17 protein-coding genes and 1 tRNA gene are annotated in these 19219 nt (G+C 38.9%); 4 read left to right on the top strand and 14 right to left on the bottom strand.

Annotated elements, in window-relative coordinates; genetic code table 11:
- Positions 1-6: 6 nt before the first annotated feature.
- The 8 genes from AC0L6O_RS06080 to AC0L6O_RS06045 form a co-directional block, all read right to left on the bottom strand.
- Positions 7-1848 carry a tail fiber domain-containing protein gene (locus AC0L6O_RS06080; protein WP_473307089.1) on the bottom strand — a complete coding sequence of 614 codons (1842 nt, stop codon included), beginning with the start codon at positions 1846-1848 and terminating at the stop codon, positions 7-9.
- Between the two features lie 24 nt (positions 1849-1872).
- Positions 1873-3762: a tail fiber domain-containing protein gene (locus tag AC0L6O_RS06075; protein ID WP_473307087.1), complete on the bottom strand. Its 1890-nt coding sequence runs from the start codon at positions 3760-3762 to the stop codon at positions 1873-1875.
- A gap of 462 nt (positions 3763-4224) precedes the next feature.
- Positions 4225-5589 carry an alkaline phosphatase family protein gene (locus tag AC0L6O_RS06070; RefSeq protein WP_473307085.1) on the bottom strand — a complete coding sequence of 455 codons (1365 nt, stop codon included), beginning with the start codon at positions 5587-5589 and terminating at the stop codon, positions 4225-4227.
- Positions 5586-6800 (bottom strand): metabolite traffic protein EboE, encoded by a 1215-nt coding sequence (gene eboE / locus AC0L6O_RS06065; RefSeq protein WP_473307083.1) that lies wholly within the window; start codon positions 6798-6800, stop codon positions 5586-5588. The genes AC0L6O_RS06070 and eboE overlap by 4 nt, the downstream gene beginning before the upstream one ends.
- Positions 6790-7983, bottom strand: a complete 1194-nt coding sequence (locus AC0L6O_RS06060) for a 3-dehydroquinate synthase (RefSeq protein ID WP_473308501.1) — start codon at positions 7981-7983, stop codon at positions 6790-6792. The genes eboE and AC0L6O_RS06060 overlap by 11 nt, the downstream gene beginning before the upstream one ends.
- Positions 7984-8012: 29 nt before the next feature.
- Complete coding sequence (eboC, locus tag AC0L6O_RS06055; RefSeq protein ID WP_473307082.1) at positions 8013-8897, bottom strand: UbiA-like protein EboC; 885 nt, start codon at positions 8895-8897, stop codon at positions 8013-8015.
- The gene (locus AC0L6O_RS06050) at positions 8897-9808 is read right to left on the bottom strand and encodes a TatD family hydrolase (RefSeq protein ID WP_473307081.1); all 912 of its coding nucleotides are present in this window, start codon (positions 9806-9808) and stop codon (positions 8897-8899) included. Before AC0L6O_RS06050 ends, eboC begins: the two co-directional genes overlap by 1 nt.
- Positions 9809-9842: 34 nt before the next feature.
- Complete coding sequence (locus AC0L6O_RS06045; RefSeq protein WP_473307079.1) at positions 9843-10688, bottom strand: EboA domain-containing protein; 846 nt, start codon at positions 10686-10688, stop codon at positions 9843-9845.
- Between the two features lie 276 nt (positions 10689-10964).
- On the opposite strand from AC0L6O_RS06045, the gene AC0L6O_RS06040 reads away from it, so the two are divergent.
- Positions 10965-11969 carry an NADP-dependent oxidoreductase gene (locus AC0L6O_RS06040; RefSeq protein WP_473307077.1) on the top strand — a complete coding sequence of 335 codons (1005 nt, stop codon included), beginning with the start codon at positions 10965-10967 and terminating at the stop codon, positions 11967-11969.
- Between the two features lie 70 nt (positions 11970-12039).
- Here AC0L6O_RS06040 and AC0L6O_RS06035 read toward each other — a convergent pair whose 3' ends face one another.
- The 5 genes from AC0L6O_RS06035 to AC0L6O_RS06015 form a co-directional block, all read right to left on the bottom strand.
- Positions 12040-13008, bottom strand: coding sequence for a succinylglutamate desuccinylase/aspartoacylase family protein (locus tag AC0L6O_RS06035; RefSeq protein WP_473307076.1), 969 nt, complete (start codon positions 13006-13008; stop codon positions 12040-12042).
- A gap of 75 nt (positions 13009-13083) precedes the next feature.
- Entirely contained in the window at positions 13084-13854 is a 771-nt protein-coding gene (gene proB, locus AC0L6O_RS06030; RefSeq protein WP_473307074.1) for a glutamate 5-kinase, read from the bottom strand.
- Positions 13855-14042: 188 nt separating this feature from the next.
- Positions 14043-14129 (bottom strand) — tRNA-Ser (locus AC0L6O_RS06025).
- A gap of 143 nt (positions 14130-14272) precedes the next feature.
- A complete protein-coding gene (locus AC0L6O_RS06020; protein WP_473307073.1) occupies positions 14273-15346 on the bottom strand; it encodes an asparaginase in 1074 nt (357 codons plus the stop codon).
- Positions 15340-15654 carry a tetratricopeptide repeat protein gene (locus AC0L6O_RS06015; protein WP_473307072.1) on the bottom strand — a complete coding sequence of 105 codons (315 nt, stop codon included), beginning with the start codon at positions 15652-15654 and terminating at the stop codon, positions 15340-15342. The genes AC0L6O_RS06020 and AC0L6O_RS06015 overlap by 7 nt, the downstream gene beginning before the upstream one ends.
- A gap of 118 nt (positions 15655-15772) precedes the next feature.
- Here AC0L6O_RS06015 and AC0L6O_RS06010 point away from each other — a divergent pair, with 118 nt between their 5' ends.
- The 3 genes from AC0L6O_RS06010 (at position 15773) to AC0L6O_RS06000 (ending at position 17968) form a co-directional block, all read left to right on the top strand.
- Entirely contained in the window at positions 15773-16507 is a 735-nt protein-coding gene (locus tag AC0L6O_RS06010; protein ID WP_473307070.1) for an electron transfer flavoprotein subunit beta/FixA family protein, read from the top strand.
- Positions 16508-16560: 53 nt separating this feature from the next.
- The gene (locus AC0L6O_RS06005) at positions 16561-16914 is read left to right on the top strand and encodes a four helix bundle protein (protein WP_473307069.1); all 354 of its coding nucleotides are present in this window, start codon (positions 16561-16563) and stop codon (positions 16912-16914) included.
- A gap of 91 nt (positions 16915-17005) precedes the next feature.
- Positions 17006-17968 (top strand): electron transfer flavoprotein subunit alpha/FixB family protein, encoded by a 963-nt coding sequence (locus tag AC0L6O_RS06000; RefSeq protein WP_473307068.1) that lies wholly within the window; start codon positions 17006-17008, stop codon positions 17966-17968.
- A gap of 174 nt (positions 17969-18142) precedes the next feature.
- Here AC0L6O_RS06000 and AC0L6O_RS05995 read toward each other — a convergent pair whose 3' ends face one another.
- Entirely contained in the window at positions 18143-19126 is a 984-nt protein-coding gene (locus tag AC0L6O_RS05995; RefSeq protein WP_473307066.1) for a zinc dependent phospholipase C family protein, read from the bottom strand.
- Between the last annotated feature and the right edge of the window lie 93 nt (positions 19127-19219).

Below are 19219 nucleotides of genomic sequence, written 5' to 3'. Positions count from 1 at the left end.
AGTATTTTATCTGGCGGTTATCAGTATTATCTCACCATTTTTTCCGATTGACGAAGGATTTACTTCTAATTCTAAAAGCTCCAATTTAGATTGAAGAGTCACCAATTCTCTTGACAAACTTTGTACATGCTCCCGTTGTGCAGCTATAAGTGTCATACTATTTGAAAGTTGATTTTTTTGGTCTGTAGAAACCGAACTCAACTCTTGTATAGCCTTTACAAGTGGCACGGTAAATTCTGCATACCTAAGTCCGTATATACCTTTAGCAGTATCTGAAGGTACTTTGACGCCGCTAAAATCATAGGCTATTTCTACTGCAGCCTTTTCTACTTCTTGAGCAATAAAACCTGAGTAAACCTGAATACCTTTCTCTACTAAATCCTGAGCATTAGCTCCTAACACCGAGGCTAACTTATTTACATCAAACTGATAAGTGACAGGGCGAAGCTTATTTATAAACTCAAGTCCTGGAATGTTCTCTTCTACATTTTTCTTAAAACGAGCGTCTGAAGTAGCGGTCCAGTTTACACTAGAACCTATAGTGGTGGTAGCGGCATTGCCAATAAAAACTTCATTATTAGCGGCAAGAATCAGTTTACTTCCTATAGCTATACTGTTTTGGCCATTTAGCTGTATGCTATCTCCTATGGCCACACTATTATTCTTTAGGGCTGAGGTTTTTGAACCAATAGCTACCGTTTCTGAAGAGCTAACTTTTATCACATTCCCTATACCTATGCTCTTACTTTTACTAAGGCCTGCTTCGTTAAAATCAGCTAAATACCCAATAGTTATACTATGCTCAGTATTTGTGTTTCTTGAACTGACCCCATGCCCTATTGCTATTGCACCAGTTCCATTACGTTGGTCTTGCTCGTTACCTATACCAACTCCGAATTGATTATCAACGAAACTGTTATACCCTACAGACAATACATCATTCTGAGATACGGTAAGGTTTGCTCCTATAAATGTGCATTTATTACGAACATTATTATCATAATTTGCTAAAGCCCCTAGGCCTACATTGTCCTGACCTTGTCTATTTGCGAAACCTGTGGCAAAACCAGCATACGTATTACGATTAGCATCATTAGTATTGTTTGTTCGGTTATTATCCCATCCAGCTATACTACCTATAAAAGTACCGTAATCTGCATATTCAGTATTTGCTCCAGCACCCTGGCCAATAGCCACATTATAAATACCATCTCCTAAATCTGTCTGAGCGGAGTCGCCGAGGGCCGTGTTATGATGCCCCTCATCTACATCCCATAAGGCCTCCCCCCCAATTCCTACATTAGCATAATTATTAGCAAAACTTTGACCTGCTTGACTACCCACAAATACACTTCTAAAACCAGAATATTCGCCTCCATCGAAAGCATTCTGCTCTCCGATGATTGTGTTTTCGTAGCCAGTAGTAATGTAGGCACCAGATTCTTCCCCAAAAAAAGTATTAGAGTAAGCTGTAGTAAGTATAAACCCAGCTTTTGTTCCTACTACGGTATTATCATTACCATTCATGGGTGTACTTAAGGATTTACCTACTCCTGCTTCTGTACCAATGAAGGTATTGTACTCTCCTGTAGTATTAAAGTAGCCTGCCTTATACCCTATAGCCACCAAATCATTTTGGTCATTAAATTGCCCCGCCTTATAACCTATAAGCGTAAGTCTACTAGCTGTGGTTCCTGCATGGCCGGTACTATCACCATACATGGTATTAAAACTCCCAGTGGTAATATTTGCACCTGCACCTACACCAATTATTTGATTAGAACTTTGTGCTTTAGCAACTAAAAAACTCCCTAGCAGCCATAAAACTATCAGTATCTTTTTTTTCATTTTACTATTGTTTTGTTGGGTGAATTATTTCTGAGATTTCGATGCTATGCTTGCTTTAAGAAGTTCTAAAGTAGAAGCATAAGCTTCCAAAGTGGTCTGTTGCTGTTTTATCAACTTTTCGTTTTCTGCCAACAACTCATGCTGTTCATCAATTATTTTTTGCTGATTCACTGCCTGCGTACTTAACTCCTGCACCGCCTTTACTAGTGGCACCACAAACTCAGCATAACGAATACCATAGGCATCCTTTGCGGCGTCAACAGGAATTTTCACTCCACTAAAATTATAATTAGAAGCTACAGCTACTTGCTCCACTTCTTGAGCTAAAAAACCGCTAAACCTTGTTTTCTCTTTATCACTATTTACCGAAATAGGCTGACCATAAAACTCATCCATTTTTTTAAAATCAAATTGGTAGCTAACTGGCCTTAACTGGTTCACAAAGCTTAATCCAGGAATATTCTCTGTTACATTGGTTTTAAAACGTCCATCTGATGTGGCTGTCCAGTTAACGGCCCCTCCTATGCTTGCAATAGAGCTGTTCCCTATTTTCACTTCATTGGCATTACTTACACTCACACCTTCTCCTATAGCTATAGCATTGGCCGCCGTAACCGTAGTATTAGCACCAAGGGCAATACTATTATCTCCCTGCACTGTGGCAGATGCACCAATGGCTACCGCTTTGGTATTATCCACATTTACCTGATAACCTATACCAACCGCATTGCTTTGAGAAATATTACTTTCGTAACCCATAGCCACGGAATAATTACTGTTAGCGTCCATATTTACGCTTCTGCCTATTCCAATAGCTCCTTCACCTCCTATAGAATGATTATTTCCAACACCTATGGCATATTGAGCAGAAACGGCACCATCATAACCAAGTAAAATAATATCACTAGCACCTGGTCGAGTATTCGCTCCAATGAAAGTGGTTCTATTAAAATTCCCACCTGTTAAATCAGAAAATGCACCCATACCTACATTGTCTTCGCCAGTTTGATTAGAAGCACCGTTTGAAAAACCTATGAAAGTGTTTCTATTAGCTGTAGAGGTACTATTATCTAGGTTATTATTAAATCCAGCTCTTGCCCCTATAAATGTATTATGGTTTGCATAATTGGTTAGAGCTCCTGCACTTGAGCCGAAAAACGCATTATACCTTCCATTAGAAAGATTGATGGCTGCGGAGTCTCCCATAGCAGTATTATGGTGACCGGTATTGATAGCCTTCATCGCATCCGTTCCTACTGCCGTATTTCTATTTCCTGATTGACCTGACACTCCATATCCCGCATCTTTTCCTACAAAAGTGTTATCACTAGCTGTAGTCACATAATAACCAGCACTTTTACCTAAAAAAGTATTATCATCGCCTGTAGTAGTTGAATAACCCGCTTTACTTCCTAAAAAGGTATTATCACTTCCATACGTATTCGACATTCCTGCAGAGTGCCCTATGAAAGTATTATCTGTATCTGTATTGGCATAACCTGCTTTAAAACCAATAAAGGTATTATCTAGACTTGTGGTAGTAGAAAAGCCGCTTTCAAAACCTATGAAAATATTCTCAGTAGCACTCCTGTTTTTTCGACCTGCCCGATAGCCAACAAATGTAAAATTATAACCAGATGTAGCATCATGCCCGGCACTATCGCCATAGGCTACGTTAAAATCTCCCGTAGTTATATTAGCCCCTGCCCCTTTACCTGTAAACGTATTCCCAGTTTGGGCAAAAACCCCTATTGAAAAAGTAAAAAACAGGGCGGTGTAAACTGTTTTTAGAACATGACTTTTCTGATTACGATTATCCAAACTTTTAAGGAAAAAGCTCACGTGCTTCTTAAGAATCTTGTCTGACTTAATAAACTTTTCGATTTTGTTTTGAGCTAATAAAGATGCTTTCATATAATGAGAAATTTTATGGTACTTCTGATACCACAAACCTCGGATTTCCATCACCATTTCATTAACGCATTTCGGACAATCTTTAACTCATTTCGAGCAAAAGCGGACTAATTCCATCAAAATAGCCCCTTTTTTGACATGTATTCCAAAAAGCTATTTTTCAGGCTTGATTTTTAAAACCAGAAATTTCTAAAGAAAAACTAAGTTAAAACTCAAGAAAACTGATAGCTTTTAGAGGGCTTTTGTCAACCAATTATTCAATAAAATCGTCTATCACCAGATGCTTATAGTTGTTCAATAATCAGGTAAAAAGAAGTCTAAAATCGCTGTCTTTTTAAGCATGGACTTCCGATCATTTCATTTTCATAAAATGAAAAAAGTAGTCTTGAAAATTAAGTATACAGTGGACACAAAAAAGCCTACTGCATGTCTTTGAAAAGTACACAGTAGGCTTATCAGATATTATCTCAATACCGAATTCATAATCAAATCATGAATGGCTGTAGGGGCAATATTAGCATCATGCTTTTGACTGCTAATAAAAATGGCTTTGTCTTCGTCTTGTAGATTGACAGCACCGTGCGAGCCTTTCACTAAAGTGGCGTCTAAAGGAATCACATCCATCACCATTCTAAATCCCAGTTTTTTCTTAAGCACCTTAAAGATGATTTTTGGAATAATCAGCTTTTGCTTTGGGTCTAAAAGCATTTCGGCAGGGTCGTAACCTGGCTTTTTATGAATATCTACCATTCTGGCGTAGTCTGGTGCCTCGGCATCATCTTCCCAGAAATAATAAGTAAACCAGCTTTTATCGTCGCCTACCAATACCAAGTCTCCAGAGCGTTCATGGTCTAAGTGGTATTTCTTTTTACCTTCTTCATCTAAAACTAAAGCCACACCAGCTTCTGCTTCAAATCGTTTTTTGACAGCGGCTAGCTCCGATTTGTCATTGACATACACATGAGCTATTTGATGGTCGGCCACCGCAAAAGCTTTTGACGCCCCTGCGTCTAATAACTCTAAACCGTTTTCTTCCCTAATTCCTAACAAACCCATATCACGTAAAACACGATTGGGGTGAATAGGCCTTTCTACATTTGTAATTCCATACTCTGAAATCACAGAAACCTCCACACCTTTTGCCTCCAAATAGGTAATCAGGTCTTCACATACTTTGTCTATTTCGGCAAGGTCTTTTGGCAAATGCTTTTCATCATGCCCATATTTCTGCAGCACATAATCTAAATGCGGCAAATAGACCAACATCAAATCTGGATTATGCCATTCATGCACTTTCTTAGAAGCATCGGCTATCCACTCGCTAGATTTAATGGTGGTTTTGGGTCCCCAAAAATGAAACAATGGAAAAGTACCCAGTTCTGCCTGCAAGCGGTCTCTTAAATCTGCAGGATACGAATAACAGTCTGGCACTTTTTGACCATCTGCCCTATACTGCGGCCTTGGCGTTACGGAGTAATCGGCAGTAGAATACATGTTATACCACCAAAACATATTAGCACAGGTAAAATCTGGATTTGTCTTTCTGATATTATCCCACACATTAGGAGCTTGAACCAGCTGGTTTGATTGCTTCCAAAACTGTACTTCTTGGGCTTCTTTTGAAAACCAACCGTTCCCTACTATACCGTGTTCGTTTGGCCATTTCCCTGTCAAATAGGTAGTTTGCACAGCACAGGTAACCGCAGGTAAAACAGGCTCTACACTTGCTATATTTTTCTTAGCAGCCCATTTAGAAAGAAATGGTGTATGCTCGCCTAAAACTCTTTTTGAAAGACCAATTACATTAATTACCGCTACTTTTTTCATGCTGTTGCCACTGTTCTAACCCAATCTAATTCCCTCACCACACAGCTCACTATATCGGTTTGCATAGCCTCTGGCAAAACATCCCAAGTATAGGTTTCTACCTCTAAATGATTGGTGAAATTTTCTTCTTTCCAAACAGCTAGCGTATCTATAATGTCTTGCTGCGTAGATATCAATTTCTCATATTTCTCTGTAAAAACAGGCACATGAAAATGCGTTCTTATTTCCTGAAAATCTGCCTGCTGAATATCCGCTAAACCAGGCCCTAAATCTTTAAATCTTACTAATGCTCCGTCGGTTTTTCTAACCACGGCTTGGTGCAAATAAGTAGGCTCGTCAAATCTTTTTAATTGCTCTTGAACAATCGCTCTATCTTCTTGGCTACCCAAAATACCACTGCTTAAAGCCGCAGAAATCTGAATTCTACCTATTTTGATATTGGCAGCTTTCACTTTGGCTATGGCCTCCGAGGGTTTTTCAAAGCCTACGGCAAAATGACAAACATCATAGCAGAGCTGAAAATGCTCTCTGATAATCTCTTCTGCTTTATCGAGCCCTATGCCTAATGTGGCACTTAGTTGATTTTTACCTGTTGGCAGCAAATCATCATTAAAGAAATCAACAAACTCATCGCTAGTTTCTAAAATTCCGTCTGGCTCTGGCTCCATGTCTAGGTGCAAACTTTTACCCGTTTTGGTCTTAATTTCTGCCAGATGAATCATCAGTTGTGACAATTGACGTACCGCCACTGCCTTCACTTCTTTTAAGGCAGCTTCATCTTTATGCCAAAACCTGTAAGAAATAGGCGAAGTAGAAACCCCACCATCTAAACCTTCGGGAAGTAATGCTGCCAAAATATTAAACAAACGAATGGTATAAACCAAACGCTCAGGTGTACTCCAATCTGGCGTATGCACCTCATCTTTCACTACTTGATTATGAAAACCACCGTAAGGAAAACCATTGACGGTAAACACATACATGTTTTCACTTGCCAGCCAATCTTTAAAAACTGCGAGATTGTCTCCTTCAGAAAGTTCTAAAGAAGCTTCGTTTGACAATCGTAAACCAATGCCAAAGCTTTCGGTTTTTAAACCGTCACGTACTTTGGTGGTGTACTTTTTTAGATTCTCAAAAGTAGCTGTCCAAGATTCGCCTGCATGAATATTACTGCAGTAACTTAAATGAGCCTGATGTTTATTAATACGCATAGGTTTCTTGCTTTTTCAATAGTGTTAGAGCCGATTTTTCAATCCAATCGGTGTTCATTTCGTGCACATCAAACTTCTCTCCTATTTTCTCTACCATAGTGATGGTCAATTCTCCACCCAAATGCTCTCTAAACTCTTCTAAACCTTTTAAGAGTTCAGGGTTTATATGCGTGCCCGCCTCATTAAGAAGCACAGGATGAAAAGTATCAAAGCCTAAGTTTGACAGCACTTTTAAGATACGGTCTGCCGTGGCTTCAGTCATAAAACCAGCGTATGTTCCGTAAACGATATCTAAACCGATACCTATGGCTACCGCTTCACCATGTTTTATTCCAAAGTTGGTAAGCTGCTCCATTTTATGAGCCGCCCAGTGGCCAAAATCTAATGGCCTAGAAGAGCCCATTTCAAAGGGGTCGTTACTGTTAGAAATGTGGTGCGTATGTAGCTTAGCACAGTCAAAAACCAGTTTTTCCATGGCTTCCAAATCTCTGTTATTTAGAGCGATGGCATTAGTTTCTAACCAATCAAAAAAGACAGCATCTTTAATCAAAGCCACTTTTACCGCCTCAGACATACCTGCACGCCAGTCTCTTTCGTCTAATGAAATCAAAAAAGTAAGGTCGTTTATCACCGCGAAAGGCGGAGCAAATGTTCCTAAGAAGTTCTTTTTACCAAAGAAATTGATACTATTTTTAACACCTACGCCAGAATCGTTTTGAGACAAAACCGTCGTTGGGATTCTGATATGCCTGATACCTCTATGCCCTACTGCTGCCGCAAAACCTGCCATGTCTAAAACTGCACCTCCACCTATAGCTAAAAGAAAAGAATGACGGTCTATTTTGGCCTCGTTTATCATCGACAAAGTTTTCTCAAACTCCGCCATGGTATTTTTAGCATCTTCTCCACCCGTCACGATGATTGGCTTACAGGCCAATTTTAATTTAGGAAAAGCGGCCACATATTTTTCAATGTTGTTGATAAGCTCGGGCTGGCAATCATTCAAACCTGAATCTATCACAAAAGACACTTGAATGGCTTTAGAAGATTCCTTATTCTCGTTTAGTGTGTCAAAAAGCTCTGTATTTGACGTATCAAACATGTTTCTCGTGAAGAGAATTTGATATTTATAATTTATCGAGAAGTTTTGCTCTATATTCATTTTATTTCTTTCCGGACGTATATTAATAATCAGATTCTAGCTTTTAAAATTCAGGTAACCGAGAATTTCTTTGCCAGAAAAATAGAAATAGGCAGCAAGCATAAAACCGCTAAACCGTATTTCCAGTCGCTAAAACCTGCCACATAACTGGCATTTAGCGGTATCAGCGAGAGTACTCCCATCTTCACCGCATTCATAATATTTTTAGGTTCGTTATGCCGAATGGCTTTGAATTTGGCGGAGAAATTAATCCCAATCCATAACAGCACAAATGGCAGCACCATCCATAAATTCATAATGCCTTTAAAGGCCAATACTAAAATAGTAGCGGTCACAAGCAAATCTAAAACCAAAGCGAAAGCGACCGAGAGTTTATTATTTCCTAAAACCTCGCCTTGACTAGTTAAGGTAATAGCAGCTATAAACACGATAGGAATAAAAGCCATCATCCACATTTCTGGCAACTGACCATTAGCCAGAATACTCATCCCCAAGGTTAAATTCAAACCTCTACAAAGCCCCATGGTTAATGGCCCAGCCACTATATGATGCTTTGCAAATTTGTCATACAAAACCGCACAAAGTGCCACCAAAGCTGCTATAACGCCACTCTGAATACTCACCAATGAAGCAAAAAATATAGCACATATAAAAAGTGCCATTCCAAAAAATATGGCTTGACTAGAAGTCAGTTTTCCGCTCGGTATTATTCTTTCGGGTCTTTCTACTTTATCTAACTCTAAATCAAAAACATCATTAAAAACAATGCCTCCTGCGTAAAGTCCTGAGGTGGCTAAAGCCAAAAACAGAAACGATGTCCATGGAAAAGGGCTTAAAGCAAAAGCTCCTGCTATAGCTACGCCAGCCGCAATATCTGAAACCGCAGTAATGACATTGGCGGGCCTAGTTAAAGCCAAATAATAAAAAAGCTTCATCAGTTTTCTATGATATCGGAATCTGCAGCAGTTCCTTTTACTGGTTCTTGACCACGTAAAACACTGTTTCCTCCATAAAGAACCGACTGGTCAAAGGTCACACCGTTTTCCCAATCGCTTTCATTCATGTTTCCACTTTGAGCATAAGCATCTAAAGCATTTTGGTAACAGGTCATATGTACATCTTCTTTTGAGATGCCATTTGCCAACATAAGATTGGCTGTTTTAGGCACTGCAAGCGGGTCACTCACACCCCAGTCGGCAGAGCTATCCACGATTATTCTTTCAGAACCATATTGTTTTACAACCTCCACCATTCTCTCGCTACCCATTTTTGTTCTTGGGTAAATGGTAAATGCTGCCCAATAGCCTCTATCCAAAACAGCTTTTGCCGTTTCTTCATTATTATGGTCTATGATGGCCATTTTAGGGTCAATGCCATGCTCTTCTAGCACATCCATGCTGCGTAGCGTACCGTTTTTCTTATCTCTATGCGGTGTATGAATCAAAATAGGAAGATTCACTTCTTTTGCCAGCTCTATTTGAGCTCTGAAAAACCTATCTTCTGCTTCGGTTTGGTCATCATAACCAATTTCGCCTATTGCCACCACATTATCTTTCATAGCGTATAATGGTAATAATTCCATTACCTGCTCCGCTAAAGGCACATTATTGGCTTCTTTAGAGTTTAAGCCAATAGTACAGTAATGTTTGATACCAAACTGAGAAGACCTAAACGGCTCCCAACCCACTATACTGCTATAATAATCTTTAAAAGCACCTTTTTCTGTACGCGGCTGACCCAACCAAAACGCTGGCTCTATAATGGCCACAATTCCCGCTTTTTGCATTGCTTGATAGTCGTCCGTGGTTCTGGATGACATATGCACATGAGGGTCTATAAATTTCATATTTCTAAATATTAATGTTCGTATTTTATCTTTTCTAAGCCTCCCAGATTTCTTTGCCTATTTCTTCCCAAGTAAGTTTAACAGGTTCCAATCCTTGACTTTTTATCCATTCCGTTTGACCTGCATCTTCTAATACCTTTTGAGCGGCAGCTTTACCTAAATCAGTATCGTTAAGCACCGCTTTTTTCAAATCTTCGATGATTGATTCTGTGGTAAGTCCACTAATCATTCTCCATAGCTCGGGTGTGACGACTCTTCCAGCAGCCCATCTTTCATGCACAAAGTCTTGAAGTATGCCTGCTAGCTTTCCGTTTTTACGTTGGTCTATGCCATGAATTCTATAAATAGGCCTTTCCATGAAAATGGCTTTCAAAACCATGTGGTTCCAAGCATCTTCACTGAAATACGTAAACGCATAATTGTTTTCTAAGGCAATGGCATCAAAAACATCAATCATATTGGTACGGATACCGTCAATGATATTCAATTTAAAATCTTCTGCATTTTCTAGGTATTGCAAAGCTTTATAGATAATCACCTGCTCTTTTATATCAGCAGAGGCGAGCAGCGTCTCTATTTTCTCTTTATTCTCTGGCGTATTTAATTGAAGCAAAAAGGCAAGCCGACAGAAAGAAACTAAATCCCAATCTTCTTCCGAAAAAGCAGGATTAGCACTTTTCAAATTACTTTTTAAAGATGTAGAAATAATGACAGAGCCATTTTCCACTTTCCTTTTTAACATACCAAAAGCAAGAAAGAAAGCCGAAGCAGTCTCTAGGTTCTTAGCTTTTTCGGTAAACCAGCTTAGGGAAGCCTGCTTCGCTAAATTATCTAAACAACAGTTAAATACGTCTTCTTTTAAACTTGTATTTCCACTCACAATACTCCTGATGCTTTCAGCACTTTATTCATTAATCAAGGACAATTCTCAATAGGTTGGACAAAATTAGGGATTTTAAGGTTCAAAATAGCCTGTTTTTGACCTAATTCGATGGGTTCTGACAAAATCAAAAAAAATATGGATGATTATACGAAATCTGGAGTTCTAATCAAGAAAAGAGACTTTCTAGAAACAGTAAATGGGAAGAAAAACTGTATTTAATTTTCCATTGACTAATTTTAGGGTGCACTATTGAAAAACTTCAAAACAAATTAAATGAACAAACAAATCTTATTGAAAGAACGTCCAGAAGGATTGCCAACGGCATCAACATGGACTTTAAACAATGCCGAAATTCCAGAATTAGCTGACGGCGAAATTTTAATCAAAAACGAATACATTTCTTTAGACCCTGCCATGCGAGGTTGGCTTAGAGATGTACGCTCTTACATCCCACCTGTTGGCATTAATGAAGTGATGCGTGCTGGCTCCTTAGGCCGAGTGGTAAAAGCCAATAATCATCCTAAATTTAAAGAAGGTGACTTACTAGTAGGCACCGGTGGTGTGCAGCAGTATGTGGTCTCTAACGGAAAGGGATTTTTAAAAATAGAAGAAGGCAACAGACCTTTAACAGAATATCTCGGCGTATTAGGCATGCCAGGTATGACAGCCTATTTTGGAATACTAGAAGTAGGTGAGTTAAAAGACGGTGAAACCGTAGTGGTTTCTGGTGCTGCAGGTGCCGTAGGAAGTGTAGTGGGGCAAATTGCCAAAATTAAAGGCTGTAAAGTCATAGGAATAGCTGGCGGCAAAGCCAAATGCGATTACCTCGTCAACGAACTAGGTTTTGATGCCGCCATTGATTATAAATCTGAGAATATTTACGCTGCTATAAAAGAACATTGCCCAAAGGGAATTGATGTATATTTTGACAATGTAGGTGGTGAAATTTTAGATGCCGCTCTTTCAAGATTAGCAATGCACGCTAGAATTGTTATTTGCGGAGCCATCTCCCAATATAACAACACCGAAAAAGTAAGCGGGCCTAGCAATTATATGTCGTTACTGGTCAACCGAGCTTCTATGAAAGGTATGGTGGTTTTTGATTATGCCAGCCGTTACCACGTAGCTAGAGAGCAAATGGAAATTTGGCTAAACGAAGGCAAGCTAAAAAGTAAAGAAGACATTTATGAAGGTATTGAAAACTTCAACGATACCTTGCTAAGGCTATTTGATGGCAACAAACAAGGAAAGTTAATCTTGAAAGTTTCGGAAGATTGATAAAACGAAAAGCGGCACAATTTCAAATTTTGTGCCGCTTTTATTTAATGGCTCTGTGTCTTTTCTAAAACTACACCATCTCTTCATGCACGGTACTCACATGTACCAAAGCATCGCCTTGATTAACAATAGGTGAATGATTAGAACCTATTATATAACCAGTGTAAGTTGATTTCACCTTCTTTTCAAAATCACCGTAAGGGTCAGAAATACTGCCGATAGTATCACCTTTTTCTACTTTTTGACCAATACTAACCACCCTTCTATACATACCAGAATGATTGGCTCGTAGCCAAGTAGATTTTCGAATATATATCTGTTCTTTGGATGCTGGTTTGGTTTCCAGTTCTTTGGAAAAGTCTCTTAATCCCAAATACTGCATCACACGCATGGTGCCATTAATGGCTTGTCGAGTTACCTCTTTATCCAAATGGTGATCTTTCCCTCCTTCAAAAAGCAATACCTTTTTGCCTAAAATACTGGCAGATTTTCTAAATGACTTATCACGGATAGGTGCGTCAATCACAAATTTGACCCCAAAAATCTTTGCAAGGGCTATACACTCCTTGTCTTCGCCATCCATTCTGACTTGAGCATAATTAAAACGACTACTACTTCCTGTATGGAAGTCGATGCAATAATCTACATGTGGAACTATATCATGCATAATGGCATGAGCAAAACGCCCTGCCAACGAACCTTTGGCAGAACCAGGGAAAGTTCTATTCAAATCTCTTCCATCTGGGAAGTCACGTGTTTGATTCAAAAAACCAAAAACATTCACCACCGGAATGCAAATTACGGTACCGCTAGTGGGCTTACTTATTTTCTTTGAAATGATTTGGCGGACTATCTCTACGCCATTAACCTCGTCTCCATGAATTCCTGCAAGCAGCAACAAAACGGGGCCATCAACAGCAGAGCGTTCAATAATCACAGGCACTTCTAAACTAGTACGCGTGTGTAATTTGGCTATATCAAGCGATAAAACTGTCTTACCTACACCAATATCTTGACCAAGAATTTGTAATGATTTCATTAATGCAAAATATAAAATTTTGCAAATAACGCTATATATTGATTACTAACCATCAAAAAACAGTTTGAAGCTATTTTACTTGGAAACCCTAGTTCCAATAGCCTCACCATGAACAATATCAATGATAACGTTCTCTCTTTTTCCGTTTGCTATTACCGTAGGAATATCTTTTCTGGCAGTGGCTTTTGCCATATTTAATTTAGAGCCCATTCCACCTCTTCCTTCGCCTTCTCCTTTTTCTTTGTCGTCTACGTATTTTTCTACGTTTTGACCTACCGAAACATTTTTAATTAGCGTGGTATCTTTTGACTCTGGGTCACCCGTAAAAAGTCCGTCTGTACTTGTTAATATAATCAACAAATCTGCATTGATAAGTTCTGCCACTAAAGAAGCTAACTCATCGTTATCAGAAAACATAGATTTGGTTACTGATACGGCATCATCCTCATTTGCCACCGGAATAACACCCTCTGCCAATAAACCCTCGTAGCAGTTTATCATATTCTCACGGTGCATGCCTGGATTAAAGTCTCTTTTAGTAGCCAAAACCTGAGCACACTTTAAACCATACTGGCCAAAAAGAGTGTAATAATGGAACATCATTCTTGGCTGCCCCACTGCGGAATAAACCTGTCTTTTTTGAGCTTTATCCTGTATTTTAATTCTTCCTAAAACTTCTCTTCCTGCTATCACAGAACCTGAAGAAACCAACACGCAGATGATATCTTCTTCAAAAAGTGTCGCAATTTGCTTTACCAAACTCTCCAACACAGGCTTTATAATCCTTTTGGACTTATTCACCATTACGTTGGTACCTACCTTAATTACTATTCTTTTTTTATACATAAAAATTGAGCGTTAATCGAGAAGACTATTCCCGATTATTATTAAATAAAATTTCAAAGATGGAGGCTAGCCTGACTGCTACCCCATAAATTGACCGACATAGACCTACCGTCAAATGCCCTAAGACACAAGCTAGGTGTCTTAAAATGAGTGAGGTACCTGAACTCAGATACCTCAATGCGTTTATGCAGAGGGAGCGGGATTCGAACCCGCGAAGCCATTGCTGACTTACACGCTTTCCAAGCGTGCTCCTTCAGCCACTCGGACACCCCTCTGTATCGGGCTGCAAAGTAAACGTTTTAAGTTTAAATTGACAATAGATATTAGTCGTAAGATTTACGAACATATTCGCTATTAAGTTCCAAAAAGCTCTATTAACTCGAATAGCAAAATTTGTAATTTCTTATAGTACAGCTCACTAATCCACCACTTCACCTCTCAAATTCTCCTGAAGCAACCTCTTCGTTTCGGAAATAGGATTACCCATGGCCAGTAAATACATCAATTTACAAACCGCGGCTTCGGTAGTAGTATCCTTTCCACTTATTACACCAGCATTTTGAAGCCCCTTACCAGTATCATAGTCTCCCTGACGCACCTCTCCCCCACTACACTGCGACACATTATAGATGATAATACCTTTATCCGAAGCAGCTTTTAACAAGTTTAAAAAGCCTTCGTCTGAAGAAGCATTTCCTGAGCCGTATGTTTCCAAAACCACAGCTTCTAGATTCTCCGTCGCCAACATTTGCTTCACAAAAGCATTTGAAATCCCAGGAAAGAGTTTCAAAATCAAAACATTAGGATTTAAAGCTGTGTAAACTTTAAAATCTCCCGCCGGCTTAGAAAGCATGTAGGGCCTATTATAAACACAGTAAATGCCAACCTCCGCCAGCATAGGATAATTTTCTGACTGAAAAGCGTCAAACTGTGAGCTTTCATACTTCTTAGCCCTATTCCCTCTTAATAACCTGCCATTAAAATAAATACACACTTCGTGCAAAATGGTTTCGCCGTCCACTTTATCAGCTGCCAACTCCAGTGCGGTCATCATGTTTTCTCTAGCATCTGTCCTCGTCACTCCTATAGGTAACTGTGCCCCTGTAAGTATGACAGGCTTTGTCAAATTTTCTAACAAAAAGCTCAAAGCAGAAGCTGTATGAGCCATAGTATCGGTACCATGAAGTATCACAAAACCATCATATTTTTCATATTGCTTCGCAATCAATGCTGCCAATTCTATCCAAATAGCTGGACTCATATTAGAAGAGTCAATAGGTGGCTCAATAGGAATAATGGTCAGCTCTGACTCAAACCTTTCTAACTCTGGAATGTTCTTTTGAATCTCTTCAAACTTTAGCGGAACCAGCGTTTTCTTAAGCTTATCATAAACCATCCCTAAGGTTCCTCCTGTATATATCATCAAAACCTTTGACACGGCAGCTTTCCCTTTAGTATCGGTATCTATTTTAAACGATTTATATTTCACCATTCTTCCATTTCGTCTTTTAACATTTGATAAGCTCCCTCTAATTCTTTTTCAATTTTCAGGTTCTTTTGGGCCTTGGCCAAAGCAATTCCCGCTTTGTAAACCTCCGCAGCTTTCTCTAAGTCATCTTTGTCAAAATACAACTGAGCTAATTGATAATAAGTGGGTAAATACTCAGGAAAGTCAGCAGCCAAAATCTCTAAATGTTCTATGCTCCTTTGAGCATCAACCTTTAACAACTCCATAGCCACCGCATATCTGTTAAAGGGCAGATTAGGTTCTTCTTCCAAAAATTCTAATAATAATTTCAAACGGTCTACTTGCATACTCCTAAAAGCCTATTTACATTTGTAATGTTATGCATGCATAACAATTTTATGAGTTTAAGACTCAAATATCAATATTTCAATCAAACAAATTTTATAAAGCATGAAAATACTGGTTTGTATATCAAGTGTTCCTGATACAACTTCCAAGATAAGTTTTACAGATAACGACACCACTTTCGACAGTAATGGTGTGACTTATATTATTGGACCCTATGACGATTACGCATTAGCAAGAGCTGTAGAATTAAAAGAGCAAAACGGAGGAACGCTTACCGTTTTAAATGTAGGCACTGCCTCTTCCGACCCACAAATAAGAAAGGCTTTAGCCATTGGTGCTGATGATGCCATCAGAGTAAATGCAGAACCAACTGATTCTTATTTTGTAGCGGAACAAATAGCTCACATAGCAAAAGACGCAGGATATGACTTAATTATGATGGGTAGAGAAACTACCGATTATAACTCAGGCGTGGTTCATGGTATAGTAGGAGAACTTTTAGAAATCCCTTCTTTATCACCCGTAATGGAATTGACCATTGATGGCGACAAAGCCAATATCTCAAGAGAAATAGAAGGAGGAAAAGAGAAAATTGAAGCAACACTTCCCCTAGTTTTAGGCTGTCAAGAGCCAATAGCAGAATGGAAAATAGCAAGCATGAGAGGTATCATGACTGCTAGAAAGAAGCCTTTAAATGTAGTAGAGCCCGTAGGCGACACATTGACAAGCATTTCTTCTTACTCACTTCCTCCGGCAAAAGGAGCATGTAAAATGATTCCTGCAGAAGAGGCGGAAAAGCTTATTGAACTTCTAAGAACGGAGGCTAAAGTCATTTAATTTGTTAAGTGCCCGAAGTCGGGTGTCTGATGATTGATGTTTTTTTAAGCGATATGAAATTTAAATTTGAGAAATTAAATATTTGGCAGAAAGCAATGGATTTTGGTGAAGAGATGCACTCGGTAGCTCAATCCTTCCCGAAATCAGAAATTTACAATCTGTCTTCTCAAATTTTAAGAGCAGGTGACTCAATAGCTCTAAATATTGCTGAAGGTTCCATATTTCAATCAAAAAAGGAGTTTCATAAATTCCTTGGATACTCAATCAGGTCCTTAGCAGAAGTGGTAACATGTTTACACAAAGCCAAAAGAAGAAATTATTTAAATGAAGAAACTTTCATCAAACACGAGGCAGAAGCTTTTCACTTGATGAATATGATGATAGCATTTAAGAAAACAATAGATTAAAAACGCTGAACAACGAGCATCTGACAACGGACATCAAACACCCGACATCAAACATCTATTACTCAGCATCAAACATTAAAACAAAAACATCATGTCAATTTTAGTATTTGCAGAATTAGCAGATGGAGCAGTAAAAAAGACCTCTTTAGAGGCTGTATATTATGGAGCTAAGGTAGCAGAAATGCTAGGTAGCACCAATACTGTAATAGCCATTGGAAATGCATCCGAAACAGAGTTAGCCAAACTGGGTAACTACGGAGCTAGTAAAGTTTTACATGCTGCCGACAGCAAATTAGAATCTGCCAACATCATGGCTTATTCGGAAACATTAACCGCTGCAGCCAAAAGCACAGGTGCTACGGTAATAATTACCGCAAAATCATCCCTAGCTGATGCTGTAACAGCAAGAACAGCGGGAGCTCTTAAAGCAGGTGTAGTAGGAAACGTAACAGAATTACCAAAGCTTGACAATGGCTTTAGTGTAACCAGAAGCATATTTACAGGGAAAGCTTTCGCTGAAACCACTATCAATACAGACGTTAAAGTTTTGGCTATTAAGAAAAACGCCATTACTCCAGTAACATCTGACGCATCTGCTCCAGTAGAAACCTTTCAAGCAGAAATTAATGATGCAGCTTTCGGAGCAAAAATCACTGAAACATTAAAAGCTACTGGAACAGTTTCGCTTCCAGAGGCAGACTTAGTAGTATCAGGAGGAAGAGGAATGAAAGGCCCTGAAAACTGGCAACCATTATTAGACCTAGCAGAAGCATTAGGAGCAACCACAGCATGCTCTAAACCAGTGTCTGATTTAGACTGGAGACCTCACCACGAACACGTAGGACAAACAGGCGTAAAAGTGGCTCCAAATCTTTATATAGCTTGCGGTATTTCTGGAGCTATTCAGCATTTGGCTGGTGTTAACTCATCAAAAGTTATTGTGGTTATAAACACAGACCCAGAAGCACCTTTCTTTAAGGCAGCTGATTACGGAATAGTAGGAGACGTTTTTGACGTACTTCCTAAGCTTACTGCCGCTGTAAAAGCAGGTTAATAAGCTAAATAGTATTTTATCAAAAAGGAGGAAGTCTCATAAGTAAAAAGTAAGCTCTGAGAATTGCTTATTTGAAAATGTTCTCAGATAGGAGTCCAAATAAAAAGAGGCTGTCTCACACTTTTGAGACAGCCTCCTTTTTTTATGCTTTACTAAGGTGTTTATCTATCCAAATCAAATATCATCCGCCTCTTTTCTTACTTTCAATATTTGGCGAAGCCATGCTTTTTTGAGCTCTACTTCGTCTTCATTACTTTCAAATTCAAAAACGCCTAGCCCATCTAAATCAGGCTGTCCGGCATCTACCCAGCAGGTATACCAAAAATTCCCGACCATTTTGACAGAAGAACGCATCCGTTTTTCTACCTGACCTTCTAGCATTTTATGATATTTTTTTGAGAAGTCTTTAGAATACTGCTTTACGGTTTGACCGTTTCGCTCTCCTACTGAATATTTCTTATCGTCACTCATTTTGAGCGTAAGCTCTCTTTCAAAAGCAAATACCGAATCTAGAGCTGCATGAGAGCTTAAAACCACCTCCCAAATGCTTTCATGAACATTATTTAAATAAGTAGCTTGGCCTATCCAGAAGGAATAATTATTAGAAAAAAGCTCTGGTAAGCGTGACTCCCAAAAGCCATGAATTCCTATTTGATTAGTCATTTGACCATTATAATTTTCTGTAGTATGTAAAGGCACATGAGCATCTGCTATATAATGCCCTACATCAGCAGATAGTCTTAAAATATTTGGCAAATCACGTTTGACAAAAGCGTCAGTAAGTTGATACTTCATTCGTACCACCTGCCATGGCACCACACCATAGGCCATCAGCGTATCTTCCGAATATTTTTCTACCGCTTTTGACCAGCTTAAACTAGCCAAATCTTCTTGCACCTCCTTTGGGTAAATATCTAAGTCAATATAATGCCTTGGAGCCTCCCCTTCTACCGCATACCTCCTTCTATCAGGATTTACGGCATTTTCTGTAACATAATCAATATTCTTTTTATAAAAACCCAGCATTTCCTCAGGCAGGGTGTAAATTGCTAATCTATTGATTTGCTGATGGGCATAAAAGCCCCAAATAAATGAACTAAATGCCCCTAAAGACATTAAACCAACAATGAGAATAACAAAAGGCCTTATTTTTTTCAATACGTAACAGTTTTAAAATGACTTCATTTTAGTCAATTTAAAGGACTCCCACATAAATTTTTCAATTATTTTATATCTGTTCTACTTTTTTTT

It is taken from the genome of Arcticibacterium sp. GJ41-1 (assembly GCF_055808875.1).
The sequence above is the reverse complement of the archived record's forward strand: the minus strand, read 5'-3'. Positions and strand labels throughout refer to the sequence as shown.